35 protein-coding genes are annotated in these 26,146 nt (G+C 55.9%); 17 read left to right on the top strand and 18 right to left on the bottom strand.

Annotated elements, in window-relative coordinates; all coding sequences use genetic code 11:
* Nucleotides 1–87 precede the first annotated feature (87 nt).
* The gene (locus BL107_RS08655; RefSeq protein WP_009789946.1) at nucleotides 88–384 is read left to right on the top strand and encodes a hypothetical protein; all 297 of its coding nucleotides are present in this window, start codon (nucleotides 88–90) and stop codon (nucleotides 382–384) included.
* Here BL107_RS08655 and BL107_RS08650 read toward each other — a convergent pair.
* A complete protein-coding gene (locus BL107_RS08650) occupies nucleotides 381–1,655 on the bottom strand; it encodes a Y-family DNA polymerase (protein WP_009789945.1) in 1,275 nt (424 codons plus the stop codon). The two genes, BL107_RS08655 and BL107_RS08650, sit on opposite strands and share 4 nt — an antisense overlap.
* A 5-nt stretch (nucleotides 1,656–1,660) precedes the next feature.
* Nucleotides 1,661–2,104: a LexA family transcriptional regulator gene (locus tag BL107_RS08645; RefSeq protein WP_009789944.1), complete on the bottom strand. Its 444-nt coding sequence runs from the start codon at nucleotides 2,102–2,104 to the stop codon at nucleotides 1,661–1,663.
* Nucleotides 2,105–2,158: 54 nt separating this feature from the next.
* Between BL107_RS08645 and BL107_RS08640 the strand changes: the two genes are divergently transcribed.
* Nucleotides 2,159–2,572 carry a hypothetical protein gene (locus BL107_RS08640; protein ID WP_009789943.1) on the top strand — a complete coding sequence of 138 codons (414 nt, stop codon included), beginning with the start codon at nucleotides 2,159–2,161 and terminating at the stop codon, nucleotides 2,570–2,572.
* Here the strand turns inward: BL107_RS08640 and BL107_RS08635 are convergent.
* The 5 genes from BL107_RS08635 to BL107_RS08615 all read right to left on the bottom strand — a co-directional run bounded on the left by BL107_RS08635 (nucleotide 2,541) and on the right by BL107_RS08615 (nucleotide 5,382).
* Entirely contained in the window at nucleotides 2,541–3,152 is a 612-nt protein-coding gene (locus BL107_RS08635; protein WP_232192909.1) for a 2OG-Fe(II) oxygenase, read from the bottom strand. The genes BL107_RS08640 and BL107_RS08635 overlap by 32 nt on opposite strands.
* A complete protein-coding gene (locus tag BL107_RS08630) occupies nucleotides 3,143–3,976 on the bottom strand; it encodes a hypothetical protein (protein WP_009789941.1) in 834 nt (277 codons plus the stop codon). The genes BL107_RS08635 and BL107_RS08630 overlap by 10 nt, the downstream gene beginning before the upstream one ends.
* Nucleotides 3,977–4,039: 63 nt before the next feature.
* A complete protein-coding gene (locus BL107_RS08625; protein ID WP_009789940.1) occupies nucleotides 4,040–4,474 on the bottom strand; it encodes a 23S rRNA (pseudouridine(1915)-N(3))-methyltransferase RlmH in 435 nt (144 codons plus the stop codon).
* The gene (locus tag BL107_RS08620) at nucleotides 4,471–4,890 is read right to left on the bottom strand and encodes a hypothetical protein (RefSeq protein ID WP_009789939.1); all 420 of its coding nucleotides are present in this window, start codon (nucleotides 4,888–4,890) and stop codon (nucleotides 4,471–4,473) included. Before BL107_RS08620 ends, BL107_RS08625 begins: the two co-directional genes overlap by 4 nt.
* Nucleotides 4,891–4,893: 3 nt before the next feature.
* Nucleotides 4,894–5,382: a pentapeptide repeat-containing protein gene (locus tag BL107_RS08615; RefSeq protein ID WP_050749875.1), complete on the bottom strand. Its 489-nt coding sequence runs from the start codon at nucleotides 5,380–5,382 to the stop codon at nucleotides 4,894–4,896.
* Nucleotides 5,383–5,488: 106 nt separating this feature from the next.
* Between BL107_RS08615 and BL107_RS08610 the strand changes: the two genes are divergently transcribed.
* The 8 genes from BL107_RS08610 (at nucleotide 5,489) to BL107_RS08575 (ending at nucleotide 11,899) form a co-directional block, all read left to right on the top strand.
* Nucleotides 5,489–5,854 (top strand): YraN family protein, encoded by a 366-nt coding sequence (locus tag BL107_RS08610; protein WP_009789937.1) that lies wholly within the window; start codon nucleotides 5,489–5,491, stop codon nucleotides 5,852–5,854.
* Between the two features lie 95 nt (nucleotides 5,855–5,949).
* The gene (gene rsmA, locus BL107_RS08605) at nucleotides 5,950–6,774 is read left to right on the top strand and encodes a 16S rRNA (adenine(1518)-N(6)/adenine(1519)-N(6))-dimethyltransferase RsmA (protein ID WP_009789936.1); all 825 of its coding nucleotides are present in this window, start codon (nucleotides 5,950–5,952) and stop codon (nucleotides 6,772–6,774) included.
* A gap of 17 nt (nucleotides 6,775–6,791) precedes the next feature.
* Nucleotides 6,792–7,715, top strand: a complete 924-nt coding sequence (gene ispE / locus BL107_RS08600; RefSeq protein WP_037988915.1) for a 4-(cytidine 5'-diphospho)-2-C-methyl-D-erythritol kinase — start codon at nucleotides 6,792–6,794, stop codon at nucleotides 7,713–7,715.
* Entirely contained in the window at nucleotides 7,712–8,032 is a 321-nt protein-coding gene (locus BL107_RS08595) for a DUF3082 domain-containing protein (protein WP_009789934.1), read from the top strand. The genes ispE and BL107_RS08595 overlap by 4 nt, the downstream gene beginning before the upstream one ends.
* A 183-nt stretch (nucleotides 8,033–8,215) precedes the next feature.
* On the top strand, nucleotides 8,216–9,199 hold the full coding sequence (locus tag BL107_RS08590; protein WP_009789933.1) for a pyruvate dehydrogenase complex E1 component subunit beta: 984 nt from the start codon (nucleotides 8,216–8,218) through the stop codon (nucleotides 9,197–9,199).
* 5 nt (nucleotides 9,200–9,204) lie between these two features.
* On the top strand, nucleotides 9,205–10,692 hold the full coding sequence (gene secD / locus BL107_RS08585) for a protein translocase subunit SecD (RefSeq protein ID WP_009789932.1): 1,488 nt from the start codon (nucleotides 9,205–9,207) through the stop codon (nucleotides 10,690–10,692).
* Between the two features lie 3 nt (nucleotides 10,693–10,695).
* The gene (secF, locus tag BL107_RS08580; RefSeq protein ID WP_009789931.1) at nucleotides 10,696–11,682 is read left to right on the top strand and encodes a protein translocase subunit SecF; all 987 of its coding nucleotides are present in this window, start codon (nucleotides 10,696–10,698) and stop codon (nucleotides 11,680–11,682) included.
* Between the two features lie 7 nt (nucleotides 11,683–11,689).
* Complete coding sequence (locus BL107_RS08575) at nucleotides 11,690–11,899, top strand: hypothetical protein (protein ID WP_156779431.1); 210 nt, start codon at nucleotides 11,690–11,692, stop codon at nucleotides 11,897–11,899.
* Here BL107_RS08575 and BL107_RS08570 read toward each other — a convergent pair.
* The 5 genes from BL107_RS08570 to mnmH are packed head-to-tail and all read right to left on the bottom strand — an operon-like array spanning nucleotide 11,890 to nucleotide 15,690.
* Entirely contained in the window at nucleotides 11,890–12,114 is a 225-nt protein-coding gene (locus BL107_RS08570; RefSeq protein ID WP_232192906.1) for a hypothetical protein, read from the bottom strand. The two genes, BL107_RS08575 and BL107_RS08570, sit on opposite strands and share 10 nt — an antisense overlap.
* A 48-nt stretch (nucleotides 12,115–12,162) precedes the next feature.
* Nucleotides 12,163–13,152: an AI-2E family transporter gene (locus tag BL107_RS08565; RefSeq protein ID WP_037988911.1), complete on the bottom strand. Its 990-nt coding sequence runs from the start codon at nucleotides 13,150–13,152 to the stop codon at nucleotides 12,163–12,165.
* Nucleotides 13,149–14,228, bottom strand: coding sequence for an AI-2E family transporter (locus BL107_RS08560; protein WP_037988381.1), 1,080 nt, complete (start codon nucleotides 14,226–14,228; stop codon nucleotides 13,149–13,151). The genes BL107_RS08565 and BL107_RS08560 overlap by 4 nt, the downstream gene beginning before the upstream one ends.
* The gene (psb28, locus tag BL107_RS08555; protein WP_009789926.1) at nucleotides 14,225–14,620 is read right to left on the bottom strand and encodes a photosystem II reaction center protein Psb28; all 396 of its coding nucleotides are present in this window, start codon (nucleotides 14,618–14,620) and stop codon (nucleotides 14,225–14,227) included. The genes BL107_RS08560 and psb28 overlap by 4 nt, the downstream gene beginning before the upstream one ends.
* Before the next feature lie 26 nt (nucleotides 14,621–14,646).
* Nucleotides 14,647–15,690 carry a tRNA 2-selenouridine(34) synthase MnmH gene (gene mnmH / locus BL107_RS08550; protein ID WP_037988379.1) on the bottom strand — a complete coding sequence of 348 codons (1,044 nt, stop codon included), beginning with the start codon at nucleotides 15,688–15,690 and terminating at the stop codon, nucleotides 14,647–14,649.
* A gap of 40 nt (nucleotides 15,691–15,730) precedes the next feature.
* On the opposite strand from mnmH, the gene BL107_RS08545 reads away from it, so the two are divergent.
* Together BL107_RS08545 and BL107_RS08540 are read left to right on the top strand one after the other, a co-directional pair.
* Nucleotides 15,731–16,450, top strand: coding sequence for a GUN4 domain-containing protein (locus BL107_RS08545; protein WP_037988377.1), 720 nt, complete (start codon nucleotides 15,731–15,733; stop codon nucleotides 16,448–16,450).
* A 16-nt stretch (nucleotides 16,451–16,466) separates the two neighbouring features.
* Nucleotides 16,467–16,916, top strand: a complete 450-nt coding sequence (locus BL107_RS08540; protein ID WP_009789923.1) for an ATP-binding protein — start codon at nucleotides 16,467–16,469, stop codon at nucleotides 16,914–16,916.
* Here the strand turns inward: BL107_RS08540 and BL107_RS08535 are convergent.
* The gene (locus BL107_RS08535; RefSeq protein WP_009789922.1) at nucleotides 16,913–17,167 is read right to left on the bottom strand and encodes a DUF6439 family protein; all 255 of its coding nucleotides are present in this window, start codon (nucleotides 17,165–17,167) and stop codon (nucleotides 16,913–16,915) included. The two genes, BL107_RS08540 and BL107_RS08535, sit on opposite strands and share 4 nt — an antisense overlap.
* On the opposite strand from BL107_RS08535, the gene BL107_RS08530 reads away from it, so the two are divergent.
* Nucleotides 17,166–17,486, top strand: coding sequence for a hypothetical protein (locus tag BL107_RS08530; RefSeq protein ID WP_232192904.1), 321 nt, complete (start codon nucleotides 17,166–17,168; stop codon nucleotides 17,484–17,486). The two genes, BL107_RS08535 and BL107_RS08530, sit on opposite strands and share 2 nt — an antisense overlap.
* A gap of 6 nt (nucleotides 17,487–17,492) precedes the next feature.
* Here the strand turns inward: BL107_RS08530 and BL107_RS08525 are convergent, their stop codons facing one another.
* From BL107_RS08525 to glnA, 3 genes are all read right to left on the bottom strand, one after another.
* Nucleotides 17,493–17,816: a hypothetical protein gene (locus BL107_RS08525; RefSeq protein ID WP_009789920.1), complete on the bottom strand. Its 324-nt coding sequence runs from the start codon at nucleotides 17,814–17,816 to the stop codon at nucleotides 17,493–17,495.
* Between the two features lie 72 nt (nucleotides 17,817–17,888).
* The gene (locus tag BL107_RS08520; protein ID WP_009789919.1) at nucleotides 17,889–18,962 is read right to left on the bottom strand and encodes a class I SAM-dependent methyltransferase; all 1,074 of its coding nucleotides are present in this window, start codon (nucleotides 18,960–18,962) and stop codon (nucleotides 17,889–17,891) included.
* A gap of 116 nt (nucleotides 18,963–19,078) precedes the next feature.
* Nucleotides 19,079–20,500, bottom strand: a complete 1,422-nt coding sequence (glnA, locus tag BL107_RS08515; RefSeq protein WP_009789918.1) for a type I glutamate--ammonia ligase — start codon at nucleotides 20,498–20,500, stop codon at nucleotides 19,079–19,081.
* A 201-nt stretch (nucleotides 20,501–20,701) separates the two neighbouring features.
* Between glnA and BL107_RS08510 the strand changes: the two genes are divergently transcribed.
* Together BL107_RS08510 and BL107_RS08505 are read left to right on the top strand one after the other, a co-directional pair.
* Nucleotides 20,702–21,226 (top strand): allophycocyanin subunit beta, encoded by a 525-nt coding sequence (locus tag BL107_RS08510; RefSeq protein ID WP_009789917.1) that lies wholly within the window; start codon nucleotides 20,702–20,704, stop codon nucleotides 21,224–21,226.
* Between the two features lie 95 nt (nucleotides 21,227–21,321).
* Nucleotides 21,322–22,506 (top strand): alanine--glyoxylate aminotransferase family protein, encoded by a 1,185-nt coding sequence (locus tag BL107_RS08505; RefSeq protein WP_009789916.1) that lies wholly within the window; start codon nucleotides 21,322–21,324, stop codon nucleotides 22,504–22,506.
* Here BL107_RS08505 and BL107_RS08500 read toward each other — a convergent pair.
* Complete coding sequence (locus tag BL107_RS08500; RefSeq protein WP_037988908.1) at nucleotides 22,478–22,921, bottom strand: nucleoside deaminase; 444 nt, start codon at nucleotides 22,919–22,921, stop codon at nucleotides 22,478–22,480. The two genes, BL107_RS08505 and BL107_RS08500, sit on opposite strands and share 29 nt — an antisense overlap.
* Before the next feature lie 101 nt (nucleotides 22,922–23,022).
* Here BL107_RS08500 and BL107_RS08495 point away from each other — a divergent pair, with 101 nt between their 5' ends.
* Nucleotides 23,023–24,423 carry a pyridoxal-dependent decarboxylase gene (locus BL107_RS08495; RefSeq protein WP_037988372.1) on the top strand — a complete coding sequence of 467 codons (1,401 nt, stop codon included), beginning with the start codon at nucleotides 23,023–23,025 and terminating at the stop codon, nucleotides 24,421–24,423.
* Nucleotides 24,407–24,562, top strand: coding sequence for a hypothetical protein (locus BL107_RS12660; RefSeq protein ID WP_156779430.1), 156 nt, complete (start codon nucleotides 24,407–24,409; stop codon nucleotides 24,560–24,562). Before BL107_RS08495 ends, BL107_RS12660 begins: the two co-directional genes overlap by 17 nt.
* Here the strand turns inward: BL107_RS12660 and BL107_RS08490 are convergent.
* A complete protein-coding gene (locus BL107_RS08490; protein WP_009789913.1) occupies nucleotides 24,550–26,139 on the bottom strand; it encodes a YcjF family protein in 1,590 nt (529 codons plus the stop codon). The genes BL107_RS12660 and BL107_RS08490 overlap by 13 nt on opposite strands.
* Nucleotides 26,140–26,146 lie beyond the last annotated feature (7 nt).

Genomic DNA, 26,146 nt, shown 5'->3' with positions numbered 1-26,146 from the left:
TTCGGGGTTTTGCTTCTTCTCCAATGTTTTTTGGGGATACACCGACCCTCTGCCTCGGCACAATTGTGTTGATCTCCACGATCGCGAATGGCTGATTCATCGCTCGACTTCGCTGCGTTATCGCCAGTCAATGATCTTTGGCCAGCTTTTGTGGAGCGGCTCGGCATGGAGCGGGCCCAGCGCGCTGTCCTTCAGGCGTTGGATTTACAACGGATGCGTGGGCATGGCAGCACCTTGCCTGTACTCGTCACCGAGACCTGTGGTTTGGCTTTGGCGAGTACCGATTTAGTCCGTGAGCAAACCGGCTTAAACGCCCATGGCGAGCGGATGGTGCTCCTGCTGAGTACGCAGGATCAGGCGATCCAGCTGTTGCAACATGCTTAAGCCTGGACCACGGGAATATCCCTTAAACGGGTGGTCGCGGCACGACTCAATTGGTCGCGACGCATGGCCCATCCGGGTTCCAGTCCACAGGCCGCCCAGTGCACGGAGCCTCGCCCATAGCGTCGGTTGAGCTGGTCGATGGTTTGCATCAGGCTCTCCCGTTTGTCTTGTTGCTCGGCACTCATCGGTACCAACAAGTGGGATTGAAGGGTGTCGATGCTCTGGAGGTGTTGCATCAAGACCCCCGCTTTCGCGAGGGGGCGGTGCGGGCGAAAGATGTGATCGACCAGGGGCAGCGCCGCTTGGAGCAGAACAGCAGTGTCGTTGCTGGGTAGATCCAATTGGCGGCTGGCAGCACGGCTGTAAAAGTTGGGCTTGAAGGGACTGGTGCGGGTGTAGATCGTGAAGGCCGAGGTGCGTTGCTGTTGCTTACGCAATTTTTCGGCTGCGCGCACCACATAGGTCGCGATCGACTGGCGCAGCTCTTCGCGGGTGGTTACCGGTTGGCTGAAGCTACGGCTCACACATGTTTCTTGTTTGGCTGCGGGTGCCAAATCCATGGGCAGGCAGGCATATCCCCGCAGTTCCCATTGGAGTCGTAACCCCACCACGCCACATTTCGCTTTGAGCTCTCCTTGGGGCATATCCCTCAGTTGGCGTGCGTTGCTGATGCCTCTCCGCTGACACCACGCCGCCAATTGCCGGCCGATCCCCCAAACGTCTTCGATCGCAATCGTTTCCAGCCATTGATCTGGGTTGTGGCAAGTCCCGAAATCGAAGACCCCCGCATGATTAGGGACCGCTTTTGCCAGCCGGTTCGCCAGTTTGGCTTGACTTTTGCTCGCGCCCAATCCGATCGCAATGGGCAGTCCCAGATTTTGGCGTACCCGTGCGCGAAGTTGGCGCGCCCAGGGAATCAGGGCCCCATTGTTGGGCCGCCTTAGTCGTCCAAAGGCTTCATCGATGGAATAGATCTCAACGTCGTCGCAATGGGCCTCAAGCAGGCTCATCATCCGTTGGCTCATATCGGCGTAGAGGGCATAGTTCGAGCTGCGCACCACAACGTTTTGGCGTTCAAGCTCCCGGCGCGCCTTGAAGTACGGCGTCCCCATGCGGATGCCAAGCGCCCGCGCTTCGGCACTTCGAGCCACGATGCAACCGTCGTTATTGGAGAGCACCACCACCGGCCGACCAACCAGGGCTGGGTCCAGGCTCTGTTCGCAGGATGCATAGAAATTGTTCCCGTCAATGAGGGCGGTGACCTGAGCCATGTCACTCAGAGTGGGTGGATGACATAAATGGCGATGCCCCAGATCTGCACATCGCTGCAGTGTTGGAGTTCCAAGGGGGGGTAGTCCGGATGGGCTGCTTCCAGTCGGAGACGCCCGTGATGACGGGCCAAGCGTTTCAGCGTGAAGGCCCCGTCCAGCACGGCCACGACGACGCGTCCGGGCCGTGGGTCGAGGCTGCGGTCGACGACCAGCAAGTCGCCGTCATGGATGCCGGCTTCCGTCATCGATTCGCCGCTCACCTTCAAGAAAAAGGTGCTGCCGGGATGGCGGATTAATTGTTCATTGAGGTCAATGCCCATCTCCACGTAATCGTCGGCCGGGGATGGGAACCCGGCTGGAACGCGCTCGCTCACCAAAGGGAGGATCTGCTGCGTCCGGCTGGCGTGTAGCGGTCGCGGGATGCGCTGGAAGTCCAAGGCCAACAGCAACGAATTCTTGAATAGTACAAATGTACTTTCTTTTTTGCCCCCGTGCCGGTGAGGATGGGGGTTCTTGTGTGGTTTGCGGTGGCTGATACCCCGTATTTAATTGCGTTGGCGTTGTTTGATCAGCAAGGGCGACGGGCGTTGCCCTTGGCGGGGCGGTCGCAGGCGGAGGTGGTGCCTGAAGGTGAGGTGCCGCAGGTGCTAGGCCATGCGTTGGTGCTTGAGCTGTTACTTCGGGTGTGGCAGCGCAGTGACGAGGGTGCCTTGCAGCGGGCTGCTGGGTTGCACAGCCTCCTGCTGGTAGAGCTGCCGATCGAGCGATTGCCGGAAGATTTGCCGGCGGCCAAGGCGGCTTGGCTGAGAACGGGTGATACGGAGGAGTTGAAGATGGCTCTGCAGGCCATGTCGTCACGTGCTTGGACGATGGCCGTGGAGAAGTTCAAGCCGGTGGCGCTGACTCCTGCGTGGTGAGGGGTTCGCTCTGCCAGATGTTGACGGCAATGGAATAGCGCTCACCTTCGAATGGGTTGATTCGGTGCACGATTCCGGGGGAAAACGCCACCAAGCGATTCACCACCGGAGGGATCGAAATCACAGATCGGAACCGTGGTGGCGGGGCGGTTTGGCCTTCCTTCACCGGTGGATTGTCGGCGACAAGAAGTTCACCACCTGCGCAGCTCACGTGGGGGTAAAACACGGTGGAGAGGAGAGGCAGCGCGTATTGACCACTGCGCCTGTATTCGGCCTCATCTTTATCGATGTGCCAGTCGAGGTCATTGTTGGTGTTGCACCACCATTCCACGCCAGTCGCGGTGGGGCTCCACGGGGCGAGGAGAGGGCGCAAAAATTCGCTGAGATAGTGCTCCATCACGGCTTGCTGCTCTGGCGCGTGGGCGGATCGGGGGGTGCCGTGGTCGGGTCTCCAGCTGAACAGCTGGTTTTCGAGTTGGTTCTGCCTCAGTGCTCCATGAGCGTCACATAGCTGTTGAAGTGACTGCACCAGAGTGGTCGGCAGCCAATTGTCGATCACCTGCAACATCGTTAAAAACACTCTCCTGTTGCTTTAGCTTGTAAGCGCTTTAAATAACGGAAAGCCTTGCTGTTTGGATCGCGACCGATCTTTTTGAGTCCAAAATAATCTCCAAACCATAGATGTTGAGAGATCGTTTTGCGGTCTATCTTTTCTTTTGGATTACGAATTAAAGGTAGTTCAAATTCACGCCCTTGGCCCGCTAGGAGTTGTAAAATTGTTGGGATAGCAATCTCTGTAATTGGCCAAAATGCGTTTTGGTTCTTATCAAAAAAAGTATCGTTAAAGTAATAGTTGTACATCACGCCGAAAGATTTGAATAAATCCCATGGCATGAAGCTCCCACAGACACGCCCAACCCTCAAAGAGGCAGGATCTCCATCTAACATTTCTAAAATTAGGCGATCAATTCTAGGATCAGCTTTCGCCTTTGAGCACCATTTCCAGCCACGGTTGCTGAATCGAAAGGGTTTGTTTCCGCAGCCAATGGAGTGCTGCTGTAAGTGAGTTTTTATGCCTTCGGAGAATAGAAGATCGGTATCTGTATGGATCAGAACTTTGTCATGTCTAATATTGTCTTTAAGAGTTGTCTTGATTAATTCGCAAAGGGCATTGGATGTGCAGGGGCGCCATGTGGAGCGAGATTTTTTGCAAATGACGATGTCATGGCCATTTTGATCGGCAAATTCAAGCAGATTTGATTTTAGGTCTGGGCTGCTATCAAGGGATATATGTAAGTAATGCCGAAGCGCAAATGGTGCAAGAAATGCTTTGTAGTTGTCCAATTGCTGGGCAATATGGTCGATCGACTGTCCATGCACGGGCGACAACAAGGCGAGGCGCATCGATGTGCTTTTACAGACGTACTGGTGTGTAATTTTATAGGTCTGCTCGTGTTGTTTTCCTCTTCAAGCGCGATGGTACGGGCTGCCTTGAAGGATGGACTGGGCGCGGAAGAGCTGTTCCACCAGCATCAAGCGGGCCAGTTCATGGGGAAAGGTCATCGGCGACAGGCTCAGCTGCCAGTGGGCTTGGGCCTTGATCTCCTCGGTTAGGCCATCGGCACCACCGATTACGAACACGAGTCGTTCGTTGCCGTAATGGTTGAGCCGTTTTGCGAATGGAATCGAAGCGAGGACGTCTCCCTGTTCCATTAACACGATCAGGGTTTCGTCAGAACGAATGGCTGATCGGATTGCTTCAGCTTCCTTGGCTGCTGAGCTATCACGCAATTCGGTGATGCTGAAGCCGGGCAATCGCTTTAAGTAGAGATCAATCCCGTCTTGAATCCAACCGCGACGAACCTTGCCGACGGCAACGATCCGACAGCGCGCGGGATTCAATCGCTGACCTCATCGTCTTCGAGTAGGAGTTGCCCAAAGGCCACATACAAACTTTCCTCTTCACTTCCAGGGGGAACATTCGGTGGTTGTGGCCGGGTGGTTTTCCCTGGGCCCGCATGGTTTCTGGGTAGGGGCGGTAAATCGCGAGCTGCTGCACCGGTGGTTGTATTGGTTGGCGCAGGGATACGGCGCTGCTCAAGTTCTTTGAGACGGGCCATTAGGTGCTCAGGAACCGTTCCATCCGGGCTCACTTGCATTAACTCTTGAAAGAGCAAATCGGGATCTTGCTCGGTTTCGACTTTGTGGCGCACTTGACGTGCCTTGGGCGTTACAGCGGGCTCGGGCTCAGGCAGCCGTTTCGGCAAGCTTCTGCCCAATTCACGTAAGCGGTCCAAGCTGCGGGAATCGAAACTCATCGCTCAGCTGCAGCCAAGGCTTTCGCGGGTGCTCCGGCCGGTGACGGGGTTGGTTCCATCAGCAACACTGCAAAGACTTTTCAGCTGATCAGGACGCATGGGGACATCGGTGAAGTCAGCCCCGGTAATCACAACGTCTTTAAAACGGGTGTTGAAGGCAAAGGCACCTTCCATCACTGCATTGCTGAGATTGGTGCCGGTCATGACCGCTGAATCCAAGGTGGCTTCACGAAGGTCGGTGTCGCTGAGGTCGGCATCCTGGAGCTTGGCCCCGTACAAACTGGCTCCACGAAGGTCGGAGCCGGAGAGATCGGCTTCACGAAGATTGCTGAGGTTGAAGGTGGCCCCGACGAGATCTTTGTTGGCGTAATCAGCGCCAATCAACACTTGCTTCGCGACATCCACCGCCGCGAACACTGGCGCTGCGGCGTAAAGAAGAGGCGAAAGCAGAAGAAGCAATGCAGCTAACAAAGCCAGCGGTCGGCGACGCATTGGTTCCATCCCGTGATGGCCTAACCCTAGGCCGACTCTGAAGACAGCGACTCGCGTCGCGATGTGACGCCCTGGGAATTCAGGCAGACAGTGAGGGCATCAGGGTTTGACCAAGCAGCAGATACAAGGGGATCGAGCCGAAGAGATCGCGTTCAAGCTCCTGCAAGGGAAGGGGTGGGTGTTGCTCGATCGGAATTGGACTTGCCGTTGGGGGGAATTGGATCTGGTGCTGCAGAAAGATCAACGCTTGTTGGTTGTGGAGGTGAAAGGTCGGACGGCACGACGGCATGACCGTGGCGGTTTGGATGCCTTTCACAGTCGTAAGCGGCGACGCTTGGCGCGGGCGATTAACTGTTGGAGATCCGATCATCCAGACGCTGATCATCAGCTCCTTCAGGTGGTTTTAGCCCTCGTCAACCTGTCCGGCTCCGCCACATCCGTGCGCTGGTTGGCCATTCATCAATTGAGTTGACCGCTGCCGTTGACCGCTGCCGTTGTGATTGATCACCAGCTCGTCCCGGCCTCGGGCACAGTGAATGAATCCAGTTCGGGAATCCCGAAACCGAGATGTCCTTTTCAGGCCATACCGCCCGTAAGCGTTTTGGCCAGCACTGGCTGCGTGATGCGCGGGTGCTGGATCAGATCGTTAGCGCTGCCCGTCTGCAGCAAGACGACCGCGTGTTGGAGGTCGGTCCTGGTCGTGGTGCTTTGACAGAACGTTTGCTGGCCTCAGCGGCGGCCCAAATCCATGCGATCGAATTGGACCGCGACTTGGTGCAGGGTTTACACGATCGCTTCGGAGCCCAGAGCAGGTTCAGCCTTCGCGAGGGCGATGTCTTGGATGCACCGCTACACCTGGGGGATGGCGGATTTGCCAACAAAGTAGTTGCCAATATTCCTTACAACATCACGGGTCCGTTGCTGGCGCGACTGATTGGCCGCCTCGATCGTCCAGTCGAGCCCACCTATGACTGTCTTGTACTGCTTCTACAGAAAGAAGTGGCCGAACGGATTCGCGCCCAGCCCGGGCGGAGCAGCTTCAGTGCTTTAAGTGTTCGCATGCAGCTTTTGGCGGATTGTTCCTTGGTCTGCCCCGTTCCGCCCCGTTGTTTTCAGCCACCACCGAAGGTGCAGTCAGAAGTCATCCTTCTTAAGCCATTTCCTCCAGAGAGGCGCCTGCCCATCGATCTTGCGAGTCGCGTTGAAGCATTGCTGAAGCAAGCCTTTCAAGCGCGGCGGAAGATGTTGCGCAACACCCTGGCCGGTGTCATCGAACCTCAGATTTTGGAACCGTTGGCGGCATCAGTGGGAATCAGCCTGCAGCAACGTCCCCAAGAGGTGGCCGCTGAGGCCTGGGTTGCCCTCGCCAGGGGTTTGAATCAAGACGTTTGAACCGCCTTCCGATCGCCATGCTCACTGTGACGGCACCGGCCAAGGTGAATTTGCACTTGGAGGTGTTGGGACTGCGGTCCGATGGCTTTCATGAATTGGCGATGGTGATGCAGAGCATCGACCTGGCCGATTCCCTCCAGTTCACCAACACTGCTGACGCACAAATCACGCTTCGTTGTGACGATCCCAGCCTGAGTACTGGTGCCGACAACTTGGTGCTGAAAGCGGCAATGCTGCTGCGGTCCAGGTCGGGCTTCAGCGAGCTGGGGGTTTCGATGCATCTGGAGAAGCGAATTCCCATTGGGGCAGGCTTGGCGGGAGGCTCTAGCGACGGCGCAGCGGCTCTGGTGGGGCTGAATGCGTTGTGGGGACTTGGCTACACCCCAGCTGCCCTCGAGTCCATGGCTGCTGAACTCGGCTCGGATATGCCGTTTTGTGTGGCTGGAGGCACACAGCTTTGTTTTGGTCGTGGTGAGTTATTGGAACCCGTGGCTCCAACAACGGAGGGATTGGCTGTGCTTTTGGTGAAGGATCCCCTGGTGAGTGTGTCCACTCCCTGGGCCTATCAACGCTGTAAAGAGCTCAAAGGCATGGATTACCTAGAGGGGGAGATGGCGTTTGAGCAGTGCCGACAGAACCTGCGGGAGGCCCCATGGCTTCAGCCGTTACGGGCTGAGTGCCCACCGCCTCTCCGGAATGATTTGCAGGTGGTGGTGGCACCGGAAACGCAGGCGGTTCAGGCGTCGCTTCAGTTGCTCAAAATGCTCCCCAATACCCTCGCGGTTGCCATGAGCGGCTCGGGCCCCAGTTGTTTTGCCTTGTTTCGCGATCAAGACCAGTGTGATCAGGCTGCTGCTGACCTGGGTCCACAGCTCAAGGCAGCCGGATTAAAAGCTTGGACTTGCTCGTTTCGAAGCGATGGCGTGAGGATTGCGTCATGACTGACCCCACTCCGACCGATTCAGTCGAAGAACCGCGGGATCCGAGAAAAGGGCCTCTCAGCTTTTTGTCTGGGGCCCTCACGGCAGGCGTCCTGGCTTGGCTTGCCCTGGGGTTAAGTCGGCGAATGGTGGTGTACTTCGCCGTCCATCCCCCGCACTACAGCTCACCGATTGCCACAAATATCGCCGTCACGTTGAAGACGCTGTTGGTGGGGTTGTCGTTCATCGCCACCTTCAGCACAAGCTTTGTGGCCCTTGGTTTGACGTTGGTGTTCCTTCGCAGTCTTTTTGCAAGCAAGGATCAGAACCCTGCCTAGCGTCGATTCATCTTGCAGTGGTTGGATGACGCCCCATGACCTCGGTCAACTGGTGCTGCTGTTGTCGCCAGCGATGTTGTTGTCAGTTTTGTTGCTCTTTACCTTCGCGGCAGGCGGTTGAGCTTGCGCAGGCTGAGATAGCTTGGCTTCATTCCCCGGATTAGCCGGGATCACAGTGAAGCCGTGGCAGGAACACTTCTCTTCAACGCTCTGCGCGAAGCCATCGATGAGGAGATGGCCCGCGATCCCTACGTCTGCGTGATGGGGGAAGACGTCGGCCAATACGGCGGCAGTTACAAGGTCACCAAAGACCTCTACGAGAAATACGGCGAACTACGGGTTCTCGATACCCCAATCGCTGAGAACGGTTTCACAGGCATGGCTGTGGGTGCTGCCATGACCGGCCTGCGGCCGATTGTTGAAGGCATGAATATGGGCTTTTTGCTCCTCGCCTTCAACCAAATCTCCAACAACATGGGGATGTTGAGGTACACGAGTGGGGGCAATTTCACGATTCCGACCGTGGTGCGCGGTCCGGGTGGTGTAGGCCGTCAACTGGGTGCTGAGCACAGCCAAAGGCTCGAGGCTTACTTCCATGCGGTGCCCGGCATCAAAATCGTGGCTTGCAGTACTCCCACGAATGCAAAAGGCCTGATGAAGGCCGCGATTCGAGATAACAATCCCGTGCTCTTCTTTGAGCATGTGCTGCTCTACAACCTCACAGAAGAGCTGCCAGAAGGCGACTACACCTGTGCCCTCGATCAAGCTGATCTCGTGCAGGAGGGGAGTGACATCACGATCATCACCTACTCGAGAATGCGGTATCACTGCCTGAAGGCGGTTGAGCAGTTAGAGGCCGAAGGCGTGAGTGTTGAGCTGATTGATCTGATCAGCTTGAAGCCACTGGATATGGACACCATCAGTCAATCGATTCGGAAGACTCACCGCGTGATTGTGGTGGAAGAGTGCATGAAAACTGGCGGAATTGGCGCTGAGCTACTTGCGCTGATTACGGAGCACTGTTTCGACGATCTCGATGCCCGTCCGATTCGGCTGTCGAGTCAAGACATTCCAACGCCCTACAACGGCTCCCTTGAAAATCTGACCATCATTCAGCCCCATCAAATTGTTGAGGCGGCGAAAGAGATGGTCACCAAGGGTCTCTGACGTTGATGGCGCGTTATCAGGGTTGGTTTGCGTTTGTTCTTGCCTTGGCCATAGCGGCTGGGATGTTTTTGCTTCGGACTCCGTTGGAATTGGGTCTTGATTTACGCGGGGGTAGTCAGCTCACCGTGCAGGTGCAGCCGGCTGGGGAGATTACCCGCGTGGGCTCCGAGGAAATGGAGGCGGTGAAAGCGGTGCTGGAGCGCCGTGTCAATGGTCTTGGTGTAGCCGAGTCGACGCTTCAAACCGTGGGTGATACCCAGTTGGTGCTTCAACTCCCCGGCGAACAGGATCCAACCCGAGCGGCAAGGGTGCTTGGCAGCACCGCGATGTTGGAGTTCCGTGCACAAAAGCCAGGTGCGGAGGGAGATCTCAGAAGTTTGCGTCAGTTGCGATCGCAAGTCCGCGCCATTTTGCGGTTGCGAGAAGAACAAGCTCTTAATGGCGATATCGATGACAACGATGGGATCGATTTCGACCAATTGGCTGAGGCCCAGAAGCTCTTTGGTCTCGATGGTGAGGCCACCAGCGAAACCGATCAGTTGCAACAGCTCCTCGAGAAGGTGAATGAGGAAATCGTTCAACAGTTCGAGCCCGCTGCCTTAACGGGTAAGGATTTGGTTACGGCAGGTCGTCAGCCGTTGCAAAACAACCCCAATAGTTGGGAAGTCACCCTGTCGTTCAACAGTGACGGGGCTGAGGCGTTTGCTGAGCTCACGAAATCCATTGCTGGAACCGACCGGCTGCTCGGCATCGTTCTTGATGGTCAAGCCATCAGCGAAGCCAGTGTTGGCCCCCAGTTCGAAGCTGCCGGCATCTCCGGTGGTGCCGCCAGTATCAGTGGAAACTTCACCGCTGAAGAAGCGAGAGAGTTGGAAGTTCAGCTCCGCGGTGGATCGCTGCCTCTACCCGTTGAAATCATTGAAGTTCGCACCATTGGTCCAACCCTTGGTGCCGAAAACATCCGTCGAAGCTTGGTGGCGGCCCTATCTGGTCTGGCCTTTGTGGCGGTCTTTATGGTCTTGGCCTACAGGCTCCCTGGGGCCGTGGCGGTGGTTGCTTTGAGCTTGTACGCCCTTTTTAACTTGGCAATGTATGCCTTGATTCCTGTCACCCTCACGCTCCCTGGGATTGCAGGTTTCATTCTCAGTATTGGCATGGCGGTGGATGCCAACGTGTTGATTTTTGAGCGGATTAAGGATGAATTGAGGCGTGGCAACACGCTAATTCGTTCGATTGATACAGGCTTTTCCGAGGCCTTTTCATCCATTGTTGATGGTCATCTCACCACGCTGATCAGCTGCGCAGCCTTGTTCTTCCTTGGCACGGGTTTGGTGAAGGGTTTCGCTGCAACGTTGGGGATTGGCGTTTTGCTCAGCCTGTTTACGGCACTCACGTGTACCCGCACGCTGTTGCGATTCCTGATGGGTTATTCGGGTCTTCGTTCCCCGAATAATTTCTTGCCCAACAGTCAGCTCCCTACCCCCTCCGCCTGATCCATGGTTGACGCGTCTTCCCCCGCGACGGCCGAAGTCCGTCAGTTGCGCTGGTCTTTGAGCTCGATGCGACAACGCGTGTGGCTGATTTCAGCAGCGGTTGTTGTGGTGAGCCTGATTGGTTTAGTGACCAGTTGGCTGGATCCAGCGATTCGTGCACCGCTGCGTCCTGGCCTTGATTTCACGGGTGGCACCCAAATCCAGCTTGAGCGCAATTGCGACCCAACCTGCTCCGATCTCAAAGCGATTGCCGTATCGGATGTCATCCGTGGATTGGCTCTTCCCAAAGAGGGCAATGCGCCGTTACCGCAACTGAATGCACCTCGGGTGCAGTTGCTCGATGCGGGCCAATCGCTGTTGTTGCGGCTCCCCACGCTGTCTGCCGCCCAGGGACAAGCGGTCATTCAGGCCGTTGAACCGGTCGCTGGTCCGTTCAGGGATGGTGGTCAATCGGTTGACACCATTGGGCCAAGCCTGGGGCGCCAGTTATTGCAAAGCAGCTTGGTGTCCTTGCTGGTGGCGTTTGCGGGGATCGCCGTCTACATCTCCTTCCGCTACGACCGGCGATATGCATTCTTGGCACTGGTCGCCTTGGCCCATGACGTTGTCATCGTCTGCGGCATTTTTGCTTGGCTCGGATTGTTCTTTCAGCTGGAAGTCGACAGCCTGTTTGCCGTGGCACTGCTTACCATTGCCGGCTACTCCGTGAACGACACGGTTGTGGTATTCGATCGGATCCGTGAACGCACCCAACAAGGGTCTGATTTGCCCCTGAAGCTTCAGGTGGATCAGGCCGTATCAGCCACCCTGACCCGGACGCTTTACACCAGTGGAACCACCTTGATGCCTTTGCTGGCCTTGGTGTTTTTCGGTGGCTCCACCCTGTATTGGTTTGCGATTGCCCTTGCCCTGGGCGTGGTGGTGGGGAGTTGGTCGAGTATTGCCCTTGCTCCCTCATTGCTCACGTTGTGGCAACCACAGGGTGATTAACAAGCTGATGAACTCCGCACGACCCCTGCTGCAGCGTCGTTCAGCTGGATGGTTTCCTCTCCTACTGATCCTGCTGGCGTTTGGTGACTTGCGCACAGAGCTCATTCTCCTTGCGGATCACTTCACTCTGACGGCGATGACCTATGCGATCCGCGATCATCAACTGGCGATTGTTGTTCTGCTGAGCTCTGTCTCTTTATGGCGGCGCTATCGCTGAACGTCCTTAGGACCAAATTCGTTCCAAAGTGAATTCCAGGTTCGTTCTTTGATGGCCTCATTCCATTCCCCCTGACTGTTATTGGATGACCACCATGATTCGAAGAGGTCATGGGCTTCTTCGCGAAGAAGTTCGGGATCAAAGTTGTCGCGCTGGAGTTGCTGCACGGCCTCTCGCAGCTCCTCGTAACGGGAAAAATTAAAAATGACGTCCAACTCGATCGTATGAAGGTGATCACAATCCACCGTATGTAACCGTCGGACCTAGGCCCATCGATCCATGATTTGCTGCACAACGACCCGTTGCATCAGCACTTGCAGCACAACAACCAAGGGAAGAGCCAAAAGTACACCGGGTAAACCGAGCAAAGCCCCCAGGCTGAATTGCGCCATCAACGCCACTGTTGGGAGAAGATTGACCGTTTTCCGAAGCAGTAGCGGTGTGAGCAGAAAAGCTTCGAGGTTTTGAAGAATGAGACGGAACACCAGAACAGACACCATCAGTTGTGGTGACTGGAGAAGCGCTAGCCCGGTCGGGAGAAGAGTGGCGGCCGTTGGCCCAATGGTGGGAACAAAGGTGAGGAATCCACAAACCAGCGCACTTAAGAGGGCAAGCGGTGCTTTGAGGACAAGTAATCCGCCCCATGTCAGCAGAAAGACAGTTGTGGCTGAGAGGGTCATTCCGCTGAGCCAACCGCCCAGTGCATGTCTGCATTCATCCAGAAGCTGGTCCAACTGTTCCCTGGCTGGCCGTGGGCAAGCCGCAAGCAGCATGCGGCGGTGGGCACCGGGATCCAGCGCAAGAAGAATCGCCAGCAGAACCATCAGCAAGAGCTGGATCAACGTGTTGGCAGCCCCACCTGCAAAACCAAGTAGGGGTTGAAGTCCTTTGAGATTGATGGCTGAGCCAATGGCCTCGTCAAACTGCTCTAGACGGGGGTCGCTGCTGATCAGATCAGACAACTTTCCAACCAATTGGGGAAGGTCTCGCCCCAATTGCCGGAACTGATCGAGCAATTCCGGTAGAAGGAGCTGACCAAGGAACGCTCCCGCTAAGAGCAAGAGGCCCAGCACAACAGCGAGCGCTGCGGGACGCTCCAGCTTTGTGCATTTTTGAAGGCTTTGGATCAGCACATCCAGGGCCACCGCCACCACCACGGCGCCAAACAACACCAACAACACCCAGCGCAAGTGCCATGTCAGTAAGGTCAGCACCACGAGGCTTAGGGCCACCAAGACGCTTCTTGCCGTCATGGCGTCGCTCCAGAGTTGGTCCAATGATCCAAAACGTCGTGGATCAAGACTTCACGAATCACGACTTGAAAAACTACGGCTAAGGGCAATGCCAAGAGCAACCCCAGCGGTCCAAACATCAATGTGAATACGAACTGGGCGGCCAAGGTCAAGCCAGGGAGCAATTTCACTTGGTGATGCATCACCGATGGGGTGATCACATAACTCTCCATGTTTTGGATCACCACATACGCTCCAAGCACTGCGATCGATTTCCAGGGAGCATCCAACACGGCAACCGCCATAGGAAACACCGTGCTCATCGTTGGTCCCACATTGGGGATGATGTTTAAAAGTCCAGCAAGCAGGGCGTTAGCGAGTACTAATTTCACACCCAAAAGCGATAAAGCGATGCCACACAGTGCTGAGACAGCGACTGAACTGATCAACACTCCCACCATCCAACTGCTCAGAGCTTGTCCACATCGATCCAAGACCTCTGCAGCCCGGCGTCGATAAAACGACGGAACCAATTGCAAGCCCACGCCGCGATAGGCCTGGGGTTGCACACTCACCATGAGTGCTACTGCAACCACGAAGAGCAGGCGCAATACGGCATTACCCACGTTGCCGGCCAGACCAAGGAGGCCGAGCACACCGCTGCCAAGCCCGGCTGCGATGGACTGACCATCTGGCACCAATTTGCTCGGGTCGGAGACGCCAAGCTCGTCAAGATTGGAAGCGGAATCAGCTCCGTAGATCGCTTGGCTGATGCCATCGATCCAGTCCATCAACAACCCCAAGAGTGTTTGCGCTGCTTTAGGAAGTTGCTGCAAAAGAACAGCGAATTCCTCCAAAAAAGGGGGGATCACCACTGTGAGAATGACGGTGAAAATCGTCAAAAGACCGCCCAAGCAGATCACGAGTGCGAGGGAACGACCCATGGGGCGACGTTCACGCAAGATGCCTACAAGCGTGCAAAGGGCCATTGCCACCACAACCCCCGCGAACAGGAGCAGCAAGACCTCACGCAACGACCACAGCAGAACTGTTGCTGCAATTAAGGCTGTAAGTGACAGCCAGTGAGGCAATCTCAAGCTTGTTCTTCGGTTGCTGCGTCTGATTGATCAGACTTTTGATTTTGTGAGTAACCAAGTCCGTTGGAATCGGCATAGCGCTGGGCGAAGCGCATAAACCGTTCAAAATCTTCTTCTGTCTTCCAGGTGTAGGTGGCTTCGAGGGCGCTAGGAATGCCGTTGACGAATTTTCCGTTTACTTCACGGGTGACCATTTCCCCTTCTTCATCCACCATCCACATGCCTCCGATGTTCCCGAAGGTTTCTGGGGCCAGGGCTTGAGGTTGCTCGAACACGAATGTGGCTTGGCCGGTTCTCCCATCACGGCTGCGAGTGAGACGAATATCGGGGACGACCGGCTCATCGACGCCTCTGAAAAATTGAATCGATGCCGTTCCTTTTGCCTCGGCCATAGGATCCCCTTTCTTGAAGCGGGATCTTAGGCGGAAAGTTCCACAAGTTTGGCTTTGAGCAGCGTCTCTGCGGCCACTGCCGCGGTTTGCCCGGTCAAATCAACGCTATTTCTGTCGGGGCAGCGTGCCAGTTCGTGGTCGTAGCAGCGGTCGTAGTAATCGAGTGTGGCTCGACAGGCTGTCGCCCAGTCTTGGGCTGCAATGGCCTCCAAAGCCTGCTGAGTGCGTTGGGGACCCAGTCGACGACTAATTCTGTTGGTGGCTTCTGCTAAGCCCTCAGAGCCCTGTTGTCCATAGACCTCCACCAGCTGCTCAACGCGTTCGTCGAGGTTGCGCTGGATTTCGAGAACAGGTGCGGTTTGCATTTGATCAAAAAGACCTTTTGGGATGCGGCAGCGTCCGACCTGAATGCTTTCCGCCTCGAGCCAGATGGAACCGGCACCCTGGCGCCGATGGTGATCAAGAACCTCAGCGAGAAGATTTTCGTAGTGCTCAGTGCTGGGTTGAGCTGGTAGTCCAAGACCTCCGAAACTGCTGCCGCGATGGTTGGCAAGACCCTCAAGATCTAAAACGGCAACACCTTTGATCTGCAGAGCCAGCAGCAGATCGGTTTTTCCCGTACCGGTGCGACCACCCATGATCCTTAAGGGCCATTCCTGATCGAAACTTGATTGAGCCCAATGGCGATAGGCCTTGTATCCCCCTTGAAGCAGCAGAGGGTTGAGGTCAATTTGATGCGCAAGCCAAGCCATGCTTGCTGAGCGCATCCCGCCTCTCCAGCAATACAGTCTCAACTGTTCTGCCCCCCTGTATTGGTCGAGCTGTTCGGCTAAGACCGCCATCTTCGGTCCAGTAATCCGCAGCCCCAGGTGAATGGCTTTCAATCGCCCGTCTTGCTTGTAACTGGTCCCAACGGCGGCGCGCTCGTCGTCGCTGAATAAGGGGAGGTTCACAGCCCCTGGCCAATGCCCCTTCTCGAATTCGGAGGGACTTCTGACATCGATCAGCGGTCCATGGAGTTGCCGCAGCTGTTCGATTGAAGTGAAATGGTCATCTCCCATGCCTGACATAGTGGGATAACGCCGTGCTCGACAAAGCCGGTTGCGAAAAATGCTTTCCGGTTCTTCTCCCACCACGTCCCTCAGCGTTGAGATGCTCATTGAGCGCTTCGCCGCTGGTAATCCCCGTCAGCGCCGGCCGCTGATCAAGACGATTGAATCTCGGGTCGATGACCTGGTGACGTTGGATGCTTCCGAATTGCTGCCCTTTGACCCCAAGGGTGACGATTGGGCGCCTGGTTGGATCCTTCAGGTGATCCAGCGCCATCGTCCTGCCGCCTTATCGGAGCTGCTGAAGGGTTCCACGGCCGGCTGGTTAAGCGTGGAATCAGCCATGGGTCTCGATTTTGTTGCGTTGCAGCGAGATCTTTTGAATCAAGACTTTGAGGCGGCAGATCGTCTTACGAGCAGCATGTTGCGTGAGCTCGCGGGAGATGCTGCGGTTCAGCGTGGTTACGTTTATTTCAGTGAAGTGCCCGCCATGCAGGGCGTTGATCTCGTCAGCATTGATCGTCTTTGGACGGTGTATTCCCAGGGACGGTTTGGCTTTACGAGCCAGGCGAGGTTGTTAACCACCTTGGATGGTCGCTTTGACCAACTTTGGCCGCGTATTGGCTGGAAACGGGAAGGTGTGTGGACCCGATATCCCCGGTCATTCACGTGGTCGTTAGAAGCACCTGAGGGCCACATGCCTTTGATCAATCAACTGCGGGGTGTACGCCTGATGGATGCAGTTCTGAAGCACCCAGCCTTGATAGCCCGTCGAGCCTAATTGCTCCTGTCATCGGGTGTCGAACGAGGTAGGTTCAAAAGAGGTCGTTGCCGCCGGGCGAATCGTGCCGTTTCATCGATTCCGCTGGGCAGACTTTGTTTTGCCGTCCACGCTTCAGCTGGCTCCCCTGTTGGAGCTTTTGGTTGAACCTGTCGGCTGTGAAATGACCAGTCAGAAAGTCGAGCTTGGCTTACACGAAGCGTTGGTTAATGCTGTGCGTCATGGCAATTCCGAAAACCCCCAAAAACAACTCCGCGTCCGTCGAATTCTGACTCCCAATTGGTTGATTTGGCAGGTGCAGGATGAGGGTTGTGGATTACCTCCGACGGCTCGTGCCGCTGAGCTTCCCCTATCTGTAGACGCCCAACATGGGCGTGGCTTGTTTCTGATTCATCAATGTTTTGATGATGTTCGTTGGAGCCGGCGTGGAAATCGGCTTCAACTCGCCTGTCGCCGTCCTGATTAGTGGCGCGGACAACCGGGATCTTTCAGGTCTCCTTTGATCCATCCCAGCGCTTGATTGGTGAGAGCAGCCACATCCTCAGGGTTGCCGTCTTGAATTAACTGAACCAGGGCTGCTGCAAGGAGTTCGGCGGCGCGTCGGTTCGATTGTGATTTCAACCGGTGCCAATCACGATCACCAATTTTCAAGAGGCTATGGAGCTCAGTCGATTTGGCCTGGGTTTGCTCCGGCCAGATCGAATCTGGTTTAGCCATGGCGATGCGATGTAGTGGATCTAGTTTCGGAGTTGAAGGAGGCGAGCGGATGCCACCAAACCCACGTCGTCGTGAACAGCGACAGTTGAAATGGCTTCATGGCCTCTCCCGATTGATCCAACAGGGAGAATGTCAACATCAGCCGGTGTTGGGCGTTCGGGGACGCCGTTGGAAGCAACGGCAGTCGTTCGCTCAACAGTTGCTCGATCGCGACTTCAAAGGATGGCTTCATCCTCAGCTTTCGGGATCACGTTTTTGGAGAGGGCTGCGCTGGGGAGGAGCAGGATTTGTTGTGGCTTGGGTTATGGCCCATCTTTAAACCAACTCAAGCCACCAATTGGCGATGTCCTTCGCCAACAACAACGAGTGAGTTGGGAAGACTCTCCTCAGAATTCGCGTTCGAATAACGCGTCTCCTTGTTGGGCGACAGAGCATCTTGCCCCCGAATCCAAGCTTGTCGCATCGCTCTTCTGCGGCGATCTTCATCCAAAACCAGTCGATCAGCTGCCGCTTGAGGTGTTTCCTGAGGACGAACGGGTGTTCGAAGGGTGATGCCAAACCCTTGGGCTTCAATTTGAACGTGACCTTCCATCAGGACCACTTGAAAGGTCCAACCTTCTAACCAACGCAACCGAAAGGGATTTGTCATGAATACCCTTTGGGTTTGAATTCACCATATGGCGGCCAGCCTTGTGGGCACAGGGCATGTCAGCGAATCCGCTCAGGTGTGGCTGGAGATCGGCTTCCGTGCAGACCAAATCCTCGTCATGAAGTGGGATTCAGCCGTGACCCCTTCAAATCCAGCGGTGTGGAGTCGAGCCTCAATGTCATCGCCGATGTAATCGCGGTAGTAGGGCTCGTGGAAGAACTTGCGAAAGTTCTCCATCACCACACTGAATTCCGGTGTGTCCGCTAATTGAATCGAATCGGCCAACACGAGCACTCCACCGGGCTCCAACACCCTCCAGGCTTCGTTGATCACGTTTTGACGCGCTTCTCCAGGAAGTTCATGCAGCAAGAACACGCAGGTCACCCCCTGCAAGCATCCATTCGCCAAAGGGAGTGATTCTCCGTTGGCGCGAATCAGTTGTACGAGGGACGATTGGGCACTATTGAGCCAACGATTGGCCTGTCGCAAGTAGGCGTCAGATAAATCTGTTCCGATGAGCTCGGCGTTGGGAAGAGCGGCTCTGATTTGGTGCAGAGTTCGACCCGTTCCTGTTGCTACATCAAGGATGCGTACAGAGGCAGGACTGCGGTCTGAGAAATGCTTCAAACCACGCTTCAAAGGCGCAATAACGCGACGACGCATCGCATCAGCGGTGCCGTTGAAAAGAATTTCAACCTGTAGGTCGTACAAACCTGCCGAATGATCACTGAGGTAACCGTCGGTTTGGTGATGAAAATTTTGAAGGTAGTACTCAGGGAAAAGGGCTGGATCGGTGTCTTTAGGAAGATCACGCACATTGCGTTCTTTCCTCCGATTCCAGATCGAGGGCAGGTCAAGCCAAACCTGGGGGTAGCGACTGGCCCAATCCAGCCAGGGTGCATCGAATAACAGTGATGTTGGATAGACGCCCTGCTCAGCTTCTTGCCAATCACGCTCCTCGAGCTGTGCCATGGCATTGCGCAACGTTTGCAGAATGTCTGGTGACACCGACTCGGTGGTCGGCATCGCCTCTGGAGCCACCAGCTCCATCAGTTTGGTGCTTAGCTCCTTATGGGCCAGTCCAGCGATGCTTTTGCCCTGTTGAAGGGTCTGGTAAGCCAATTTGCTGAAGGGCGTGGTCGCCATCGAGACATCGCACAAGACCACTATTCCAACGAATGCGACAGAAAAATGCGGCTTTGAGTAGGCACTAAAAAGCCCGCCTCAATTGAGGCGGGCTTTGGAGACTCCAACTACCTAAATCAGGCGTCGTAATACATCGTGAATTCGTGGGGGTGTGGGCGCTGGCGCAATTGCTGAACTTCCTCGTATTTGAGGTCGATCCAGTTGTCGATGAAGTCGTCGGTGAAGACGCCACCTTCGGTTAAGAAGGCGCGGTCAGCACTCAGAGCTTCTAGAGCACCATTCAATGAAGGCGGCACCGTTGCGATCTTCTGGAGTTCCTCAGCACTCAGTTCAAACAGATCGCGATCTTCACCATCGCCGGGATCAATTTGATTTTTGATGCCGTCTAACCCAGCCATCATCATGGCGCTGAAGGCCAAGTAAGGATTGGCGAGGGCATCACCTGATCGGAACTCCAAGCGCTTGGCCTTTGGGCTTGGACCCGTTAGAGGAATGCGAACAGCGGCGGAGCGGTTGCCTTCGGAATACACCAAATTCACCGGGGCTTCAAAACCTGGAACCAGGCGTTTGTAGCTGTTGGTGGTTGGGTTGGTGAAGGCGAGGAATGCCGGCGCGTGCTTCAAGATGCCACCGATATACCAACGTGCTGTCTGAGACAGGTTGGCGTAGGTGCCTTCACCGAAGAACAACGGTTCACCGCCCTTCCAAAGGCTTTGGTGAACATGCATGCCTGTGCCGTTGTCGTTAAACACCGGCTTCGGCATAAAGGTGGCGGTTTTGCCGTATTTCTTGGCAACGTTCCGAACGACGTACTTGTAAATCATGACGTTGTCGGCAGCTTCAATCAGCTGCGCGAACTTCATGCCCAGTTCGTGCTGTCCCGCACCGGCCACTTCGTGGTGGTGCTTTTCAATAGGAATGCCCAGTTGGGCCATGAGCAGCAGCATTTCGGAGCGAATGTCCTGAGCTGTGTCATTCGGAGCTACAGGGAAGTAGCCCTCTTTGGTTTGGATTTTGTACGCAAGGTTGCCACCCTCCTCGATGCGGCCTGTGTTCCAGCCGGCCTCAATGGTGTCAACGCTGTAGAAGGATCCACCCTCTGACGAGTTGTAGCGAACGTCGTCGAAGATGAAAAATTCAGGCTCAGGTCCGAAAAATGCCGTGTCGGCAAGCCCGGTGTTGTTGAGGTGGTTGAGAGCGCGTTGCGCTAATGCCCTTGGACAACGGTCGTAATCCTGACCGGTGCGAGGGTCTTGAATTGAGCAAATCATGCTCAACGTTTTATGGCGGTAAAACGGATCGATCCATGCTGAATTTGGATCCGGCACCATCGCCATGTCCGAGGCGTTAATGGCCTTCCATCCACGAATGGAGGATCCATCGAAGGCCAGTCCTTCGGTGAACGACTCTTCCTCCAGCAACTCAGTGCATACCGTCAGGTGCTGCCACTTGCCGTGAAGGTCAGTGAATTTCAGATCAATTAGCTCTATGCCTTCGTCCTTAATTTGACGAAGGACTTCCTGGGGGGTTTTGGCCATGAAAAACGGGCGCCAAAGACGGAATTAGAGAGACCGTAAAGATCTCGATGGCTCCATCTTGTATCAAGGGGGACATTCCGGCTTCTGAATGTGGATCGCGTAACCGTTTCTGTCAAAAAGACAGGATCACAGGCCTGCCAGGGTTTCTCAGCTGTAAAGCGGTGTTAGCGTCCAAATCGGGGTAGTCCTGAGTTCCAAGACATGCGCGATGCCATTGGTGGTCTGATCGGTCGCTACGACCAGCTGGGCCGCTATTTCGACAGGTCGGCGATCGACAGCATTGAGTCATACCTCGATGAATCGGAGCTGCGCATCCGTGCTGTTGAGTTGATCAACTCCAACTCGGCTGAAATTGTGCGCGAAGCCAGTCAGCGCCTTTTTCAAGATGAACCAGATTTGCTTTTGCCCGGAGGGAATGCCTACACCACTCGGCGCCTTGCGGCATGTTTGCGGGATATGGATTACTTCCTGCGTTACGCGAGCTATGCGCTTGTGGCCGGAGACAGCACGATCCTCAATGAACGTGTTCTGAACGGGTTGGACGATACGTATAAGAGTCTTGGCGTTCCGACCGGTCCGACTGTGCGCAGCATTGTTTTACTGGGCGAAGTAGTTGCTGAGAGCCTTCTGCAACAGGGTGTTCCTGCTGACAAGCTCGGCTCAGTGATGCAACCCTTTGATCATCTGGCCCGTGGGTTGGGGGAGACCAACCTTCGTCAGCGCTGAATCAAGGTTTCAGCAGGTTTGCAATCGCCCCGTTTGGGTGCCGATTCGGAACGATGACTGCGTAGGCTCTGTTCTCAGAAATAACGTTCAAGGCCTTGGCGACGTCGCAATCTCTTCTCCATGTTGACGATCGTCATCGCAAGTCCTTTGCTCCGATCGCAACACCCGACCGATTGTTGTTGGGTCCGGGTCCGTCCAACGCCCACCCAACTGTTCTTCAAGCGTTAGCGCGCACGCCCATCGGTCACCTCGATCCGCTCTATGTGGAGTTGATGGGTGAAGTTCAAGAACTTCTTCGCTATGCCTGGCAAACCGATAACCGTCTCACCCTGCCGATGAGCGGCACGGGGAGTGCGGCCATGGAAGCCACGATTGCTAACACGGTCGAACCCGGCGACACGGTTCTGGTTGCAGTGAAGGGGTATTTCGGTCTTCGTCTTGTCGATATGGCCGGCCGTTATCGGGCCAATGTCAAAACCATTGAAAAGCCCTGGGGTGAGTGGTTCTCCCTCGAAGAACTCGAAGCGGCTCTGATTGAGCACAAGCCAACAATGTTGGCAATCGTCCACGCTGAAACCTCAACGGGCGTCTGTCAGCCCATGGAAGGGGTTGGTGACCTTTGCAGAAAGCATGACTGCCTACTGCTGCTGGACACGGTGACGTCTTTGGGCGGGGTGCCGCTCTACATCGATGAATGGAAGGTGGATTTGGCCTACAGCTGCAGCCAAAAGGGGCTGAGCTGTCCTCCCGGGTTGGGTCCCTTCACCATGGGGCCAAGGGCTGAAGCCAAGATGGAAGCTCGTACGGACAAAGTTCCGAACTGGTATCTCGATGTTTCTCTGCTGAACAAGTACTGGGGGAGCGACCGTGTCTATCACCACACGGCCCCCGTCAACATGAACTTCGGGATGCGGGAGGCGCTACGGCTTCTAGCCGAAGAAGGCGTCGAGCAATCTTGGGCCCGCCACCGCCATAACGCTGAAGCGTTATGGAACGGATTGGAGAGCCTTGGTTTGTCGATGCATGTTCCAGCCGATCGTCGGCTTCCCACGCTGACGACGGTTCGAATTCCGGAAGGTGTGGACGGTAAGGCCTTTAGTCAGCACCTCTTGAACCAACACGGCATCGAAATCGGTGGTGGTTTGGGATCTTTGGCCGGCAAGATTTGGCGGATCGGCTTGATGGGCTACAACTCCAATCCAGAAAACGTGACCCACCTGCTCAATTTGTTTGAGTCCGAGCTGCCGAAATTCAGCGGTTCCGTTGCCTCCGCTGCTTGAACCATTGCTCCAGTTGGGTGGAAGCTTCGGCCTCCATCACTCCGCCGATCACCGTCATTTTGTGATGGGCACTGGGGTGGGTTGAGAGGTTCATCGTGCCTCCCAGACCTCCCCTTTTCCGATCATGGGCTCCAAAAACAACGGTCCCCATTCGGGCCTGAACTAGAGCTCCGGCACACATCGGACAGGGCTCGAGCGTCACGATCAAGCAACATTGGTTGAAGCGCCAATCTCCAAGTATCAACGCGGCTTGTCGAAGCGCGACCAATTCCGCATGGCCCAGGGGATCTTGTTCGGTTTCACGTCGATTTCGGCCATGGCCGATGGCTCGACCATCCGGACCCAATACCACTGCAGCAACAGGAACCTCACCGCTGAGGCCGTTGACCTGAGCCCGCTGCAACAGCACCTTCATCCACTCGTGGAATCGATCGGTTTGATCCACTCCGAATCGCAGGCACGGCTGTGAGCACCATCCCACGAAGGGCGAGGATTAGGTCAGTTCAGCCCTCGCTCTTGCACGCCGGTTCCGATCCAAATCCTTCAACGGCACGATTGGCACCGTTTGCGGCTCCCTATGCAACGGATCCTGTGCTGCAGGATTTTCTGCACAGGACGGCGGATCTGCTTTGTGCCTGGATTGGATCGGCGGAGCAGCACAGTCCTTTGCCTCTGATGCGTCCCCAGCCGTCGATTGCACCGAATACTGAGGCGGCGGATCTTGATGCTCTTCTCCACGATTTGCAGGTGGTGATGGATGGGGCCTTCCAGCCATCCCATCCAGGCTCTCTCGCCCATCTCGATCCACCACCCCTAACGGCATCCATTGCGGCGGAACTGGTCTGTGCGGGGCTCAATAACAACCTGTTGGCGGATGAGTTGTCACCAGGCCTATCCAGCTTGGAACAGGAATTGTGCCGCTGGTTTTGTCAGCGACTTGGGCTTCCCAAAGGAGCTGGTGGTGTCCTTGCGAGCGGTGGCACCCTCAGCAACTTGATGGCACTGGTCACGGCGCGTGCCTGTGGGCAAGGCCTTCGCGATGGGGTGATCCTGTGTAGTTGCGATTCCCATGTGTCGTTGGTCAAGGCAACGCGGGTGATGGGTTTGCCGGATGAAGCCCTTGTCTTGCTGCCAACGGACGACGCTGGACGACTGTGTGTTGCTGCGGTTGAGCAAAAGCTGAATCACTTGCGTCGTCTGCAGCGTCCATGTCTGGCGGTGGTGGCCACAGCAGGAACCACGGTTCGCGGTGCGATTGATCCTTTGCTTCAGTTGGCAGATCTCTGTCGACTGCACAGTGTTTGGCTTCATGTTGACGCAGCTATCGGCGGCGTCTTTGCCCTGAGTGCCGAGCATGCGTCCTTGATGAGAGGTTTGGATCAGGCGGATTCGATCACGCTGAACCCCCAAAAGCTGCTTGGCATCACTAAGGCCTCATCGCTGCTCCTGCTTCGTGATGGGCATCAACTCAGCACAACGTTCGGCACCGGACTTCCATACATGGAACGACCGACCGGTGAACACCATGGCGGAGAGGTGGGCCTGCAGGGAACGCGTCCAGCTGAAGTTCTCAAGCTTTGGCTTGGTCTTCGCCAGCTGGGAGAGGTGGGCATCGAAACGATTCTGTCCAATGCCTTGGCGCGACGAGCGGCATTTGCCAGTCAATTGGACAGCACTCGCCTCACCTTGTTGCCAGGTGAGTTGCATATTCAGGCGTTTCGTCTCAACCAAAGCGATTCAGCAAGCGGTGATGCCTGGAGCGATCATCTGCGTCAGCAGCTGTTGTCAGCGGGGTACATGCTTTCGCGGCCGTTCTATGGGGATCGCTTCTGTTTGAAGGGGGTTTTTGGTAACCCCCACACCACGCCAGAGCATCTGACCGAACTGGCACAACTGATCAATGGCTCGGTGCGTTGATCCAATCGACCACAATCGATTCATTGCTTCAACAGCCCATGCCGGAACAGTCGCAGCGACCCCGCTGGATCGCCATCGTGACCGGCGCAATTTCTGTGGCGATTGGACTGCTCTATCTCTTGATGATCACCGCTCTTGATGCCCGCGGTCCGCTGCTCCCCCCTCCTCCCGAGGCCCTGGCTGGGGCGGAAGTTGTCGCTTCGCCGACCGCTGAAGTGGCGCCACCACCTGACGCATCGCGGTTTCCAAAAAGCGTTGCAGCGATGTTTCCCGCCGATTGAGCTGAAACGCCTCTTGAACGGCGTCTTGCATGCCGCCATCTCCCCAATCTTGGTCTTGTTCAAAAAAGCGAATGAAGCTGCTTCCCGCGACTCGGGTGAGCCATGCCGCTGTCACTCCCTGGATCGCACGACCCACCAACAGGGTCGGCAAATGTACGGTGAGCGCAGTACCCAGCAAGCTCATGGCACCTTTCACCATGCCAAGGGTTGCCAGGGTGCGTCCTACCGAAACGGCGAGTTCCTTGGCGCGCTCTTTTGACATTTCAATGCCGTAGATGCCCGCCATTTCCACCACCATTTGGGCATTGACCGCAGCCGTACTGAGGAGGTCGACACCCGGCAGTGGATTGGCGGCTACGACCCCTGCTCCGATCCAGCAATAGCGATCGACGCACCGCTTCGCTTCGCGGATGCGTTGTTGGTTTAACAAGTCTCGACCGCGGGAATCAAGGTTGCGGCACTGGAGAAGAATGTTGTCGGCGATGAGTTCTTCTCCCTCAGCCTGCAACACAACCGCTAAGCGTTGCAGCAGATCCATCACGTCGGGCTTGGGTTGTAGGGGCCGCCGACCTGGTTGTGGGATCGATTGAGGGGCGGCACTGCACGCCAAAACATCCGCGTTCGACAACAGACCTGTGCAGCGAGATCGCAACACTTGCAGGAGTTGTTTCTCTTCATCCACTCCCCGTAAATCGCGTTTGTTGAGAACAAGGAGAAGCCGTTTTCCAAGATCAGCAATCGAGCGCACGACCGCCAGTTCCGACGCTCGGAGATCGCCATCCACCACCACCAAAAGCAAGTCGGCTCGAATTGCGCGTCGTCGTGCTTGATCTTCTCGACTCAGACCGTCGTCGCCTGCTTCAAGAATCCCAGGGGTATCCACGAGTTGCAGTCCTCGACTTAACCCTTTGAGGCGCAACCTGTAACTGCGCGTTTCTTTGGTGAGCCCCATTGGAGCCCCCACGTCTCCGACCATTTTTTGCAGGAGGGCTCTGATTAAAGATGTTTTGCCGCTGGAGCCGGTGCCAAAGACGACGACCACCAGGTCTCCACGCTGCAGTTCTTCGTTGACCCGATCTCGCTCAGCCTGAAGGCTTTCGCGGGCAATATCACTTTCAAGCCTCTCGATCAAACGGTCGATATTGCTCAGGCTTTGGTCAGCGGCATCGCGCCGATTGGTTGGCGCCTGCAGGGGTTGCGTGGGGCGGCGTTGTGCCGTTGTTTGTCGTTGCTTCCACCAAGGCAGACCCACCTGGACAACGGCGGTTGCGATGAGAACGAGTCCGAGCAGCAGAATTGGGGTGAGAAGCCAAGGGGGCAGGAAATAACTGAGATCCCAAAGCAGGGTGCGGACGGCCTGTAAAACAACTCCCACGATCACCATGGCCAGCAAGGCACAGGCGAGTCCAAGTAGTAGCCGTGTGCGACCTTTCATGGTTTGG

The sequence above is a fragment of the Synechococcus sp. BL107 genome (assembly GCF_000153805.1).
In the GTDB taxonomy this organism is placed as follows: domain Bacteria; phylum Cyanobacteriota; class Cyanobacteriia; order PCC-6307; family Cyanobiaceae; genus Parasynechococcus.
The sequence above is the reverse complement of the archived record's forward strand: the minus strand, read 5'-3'. Positions and strand labels throughout refer to the sequence as shown.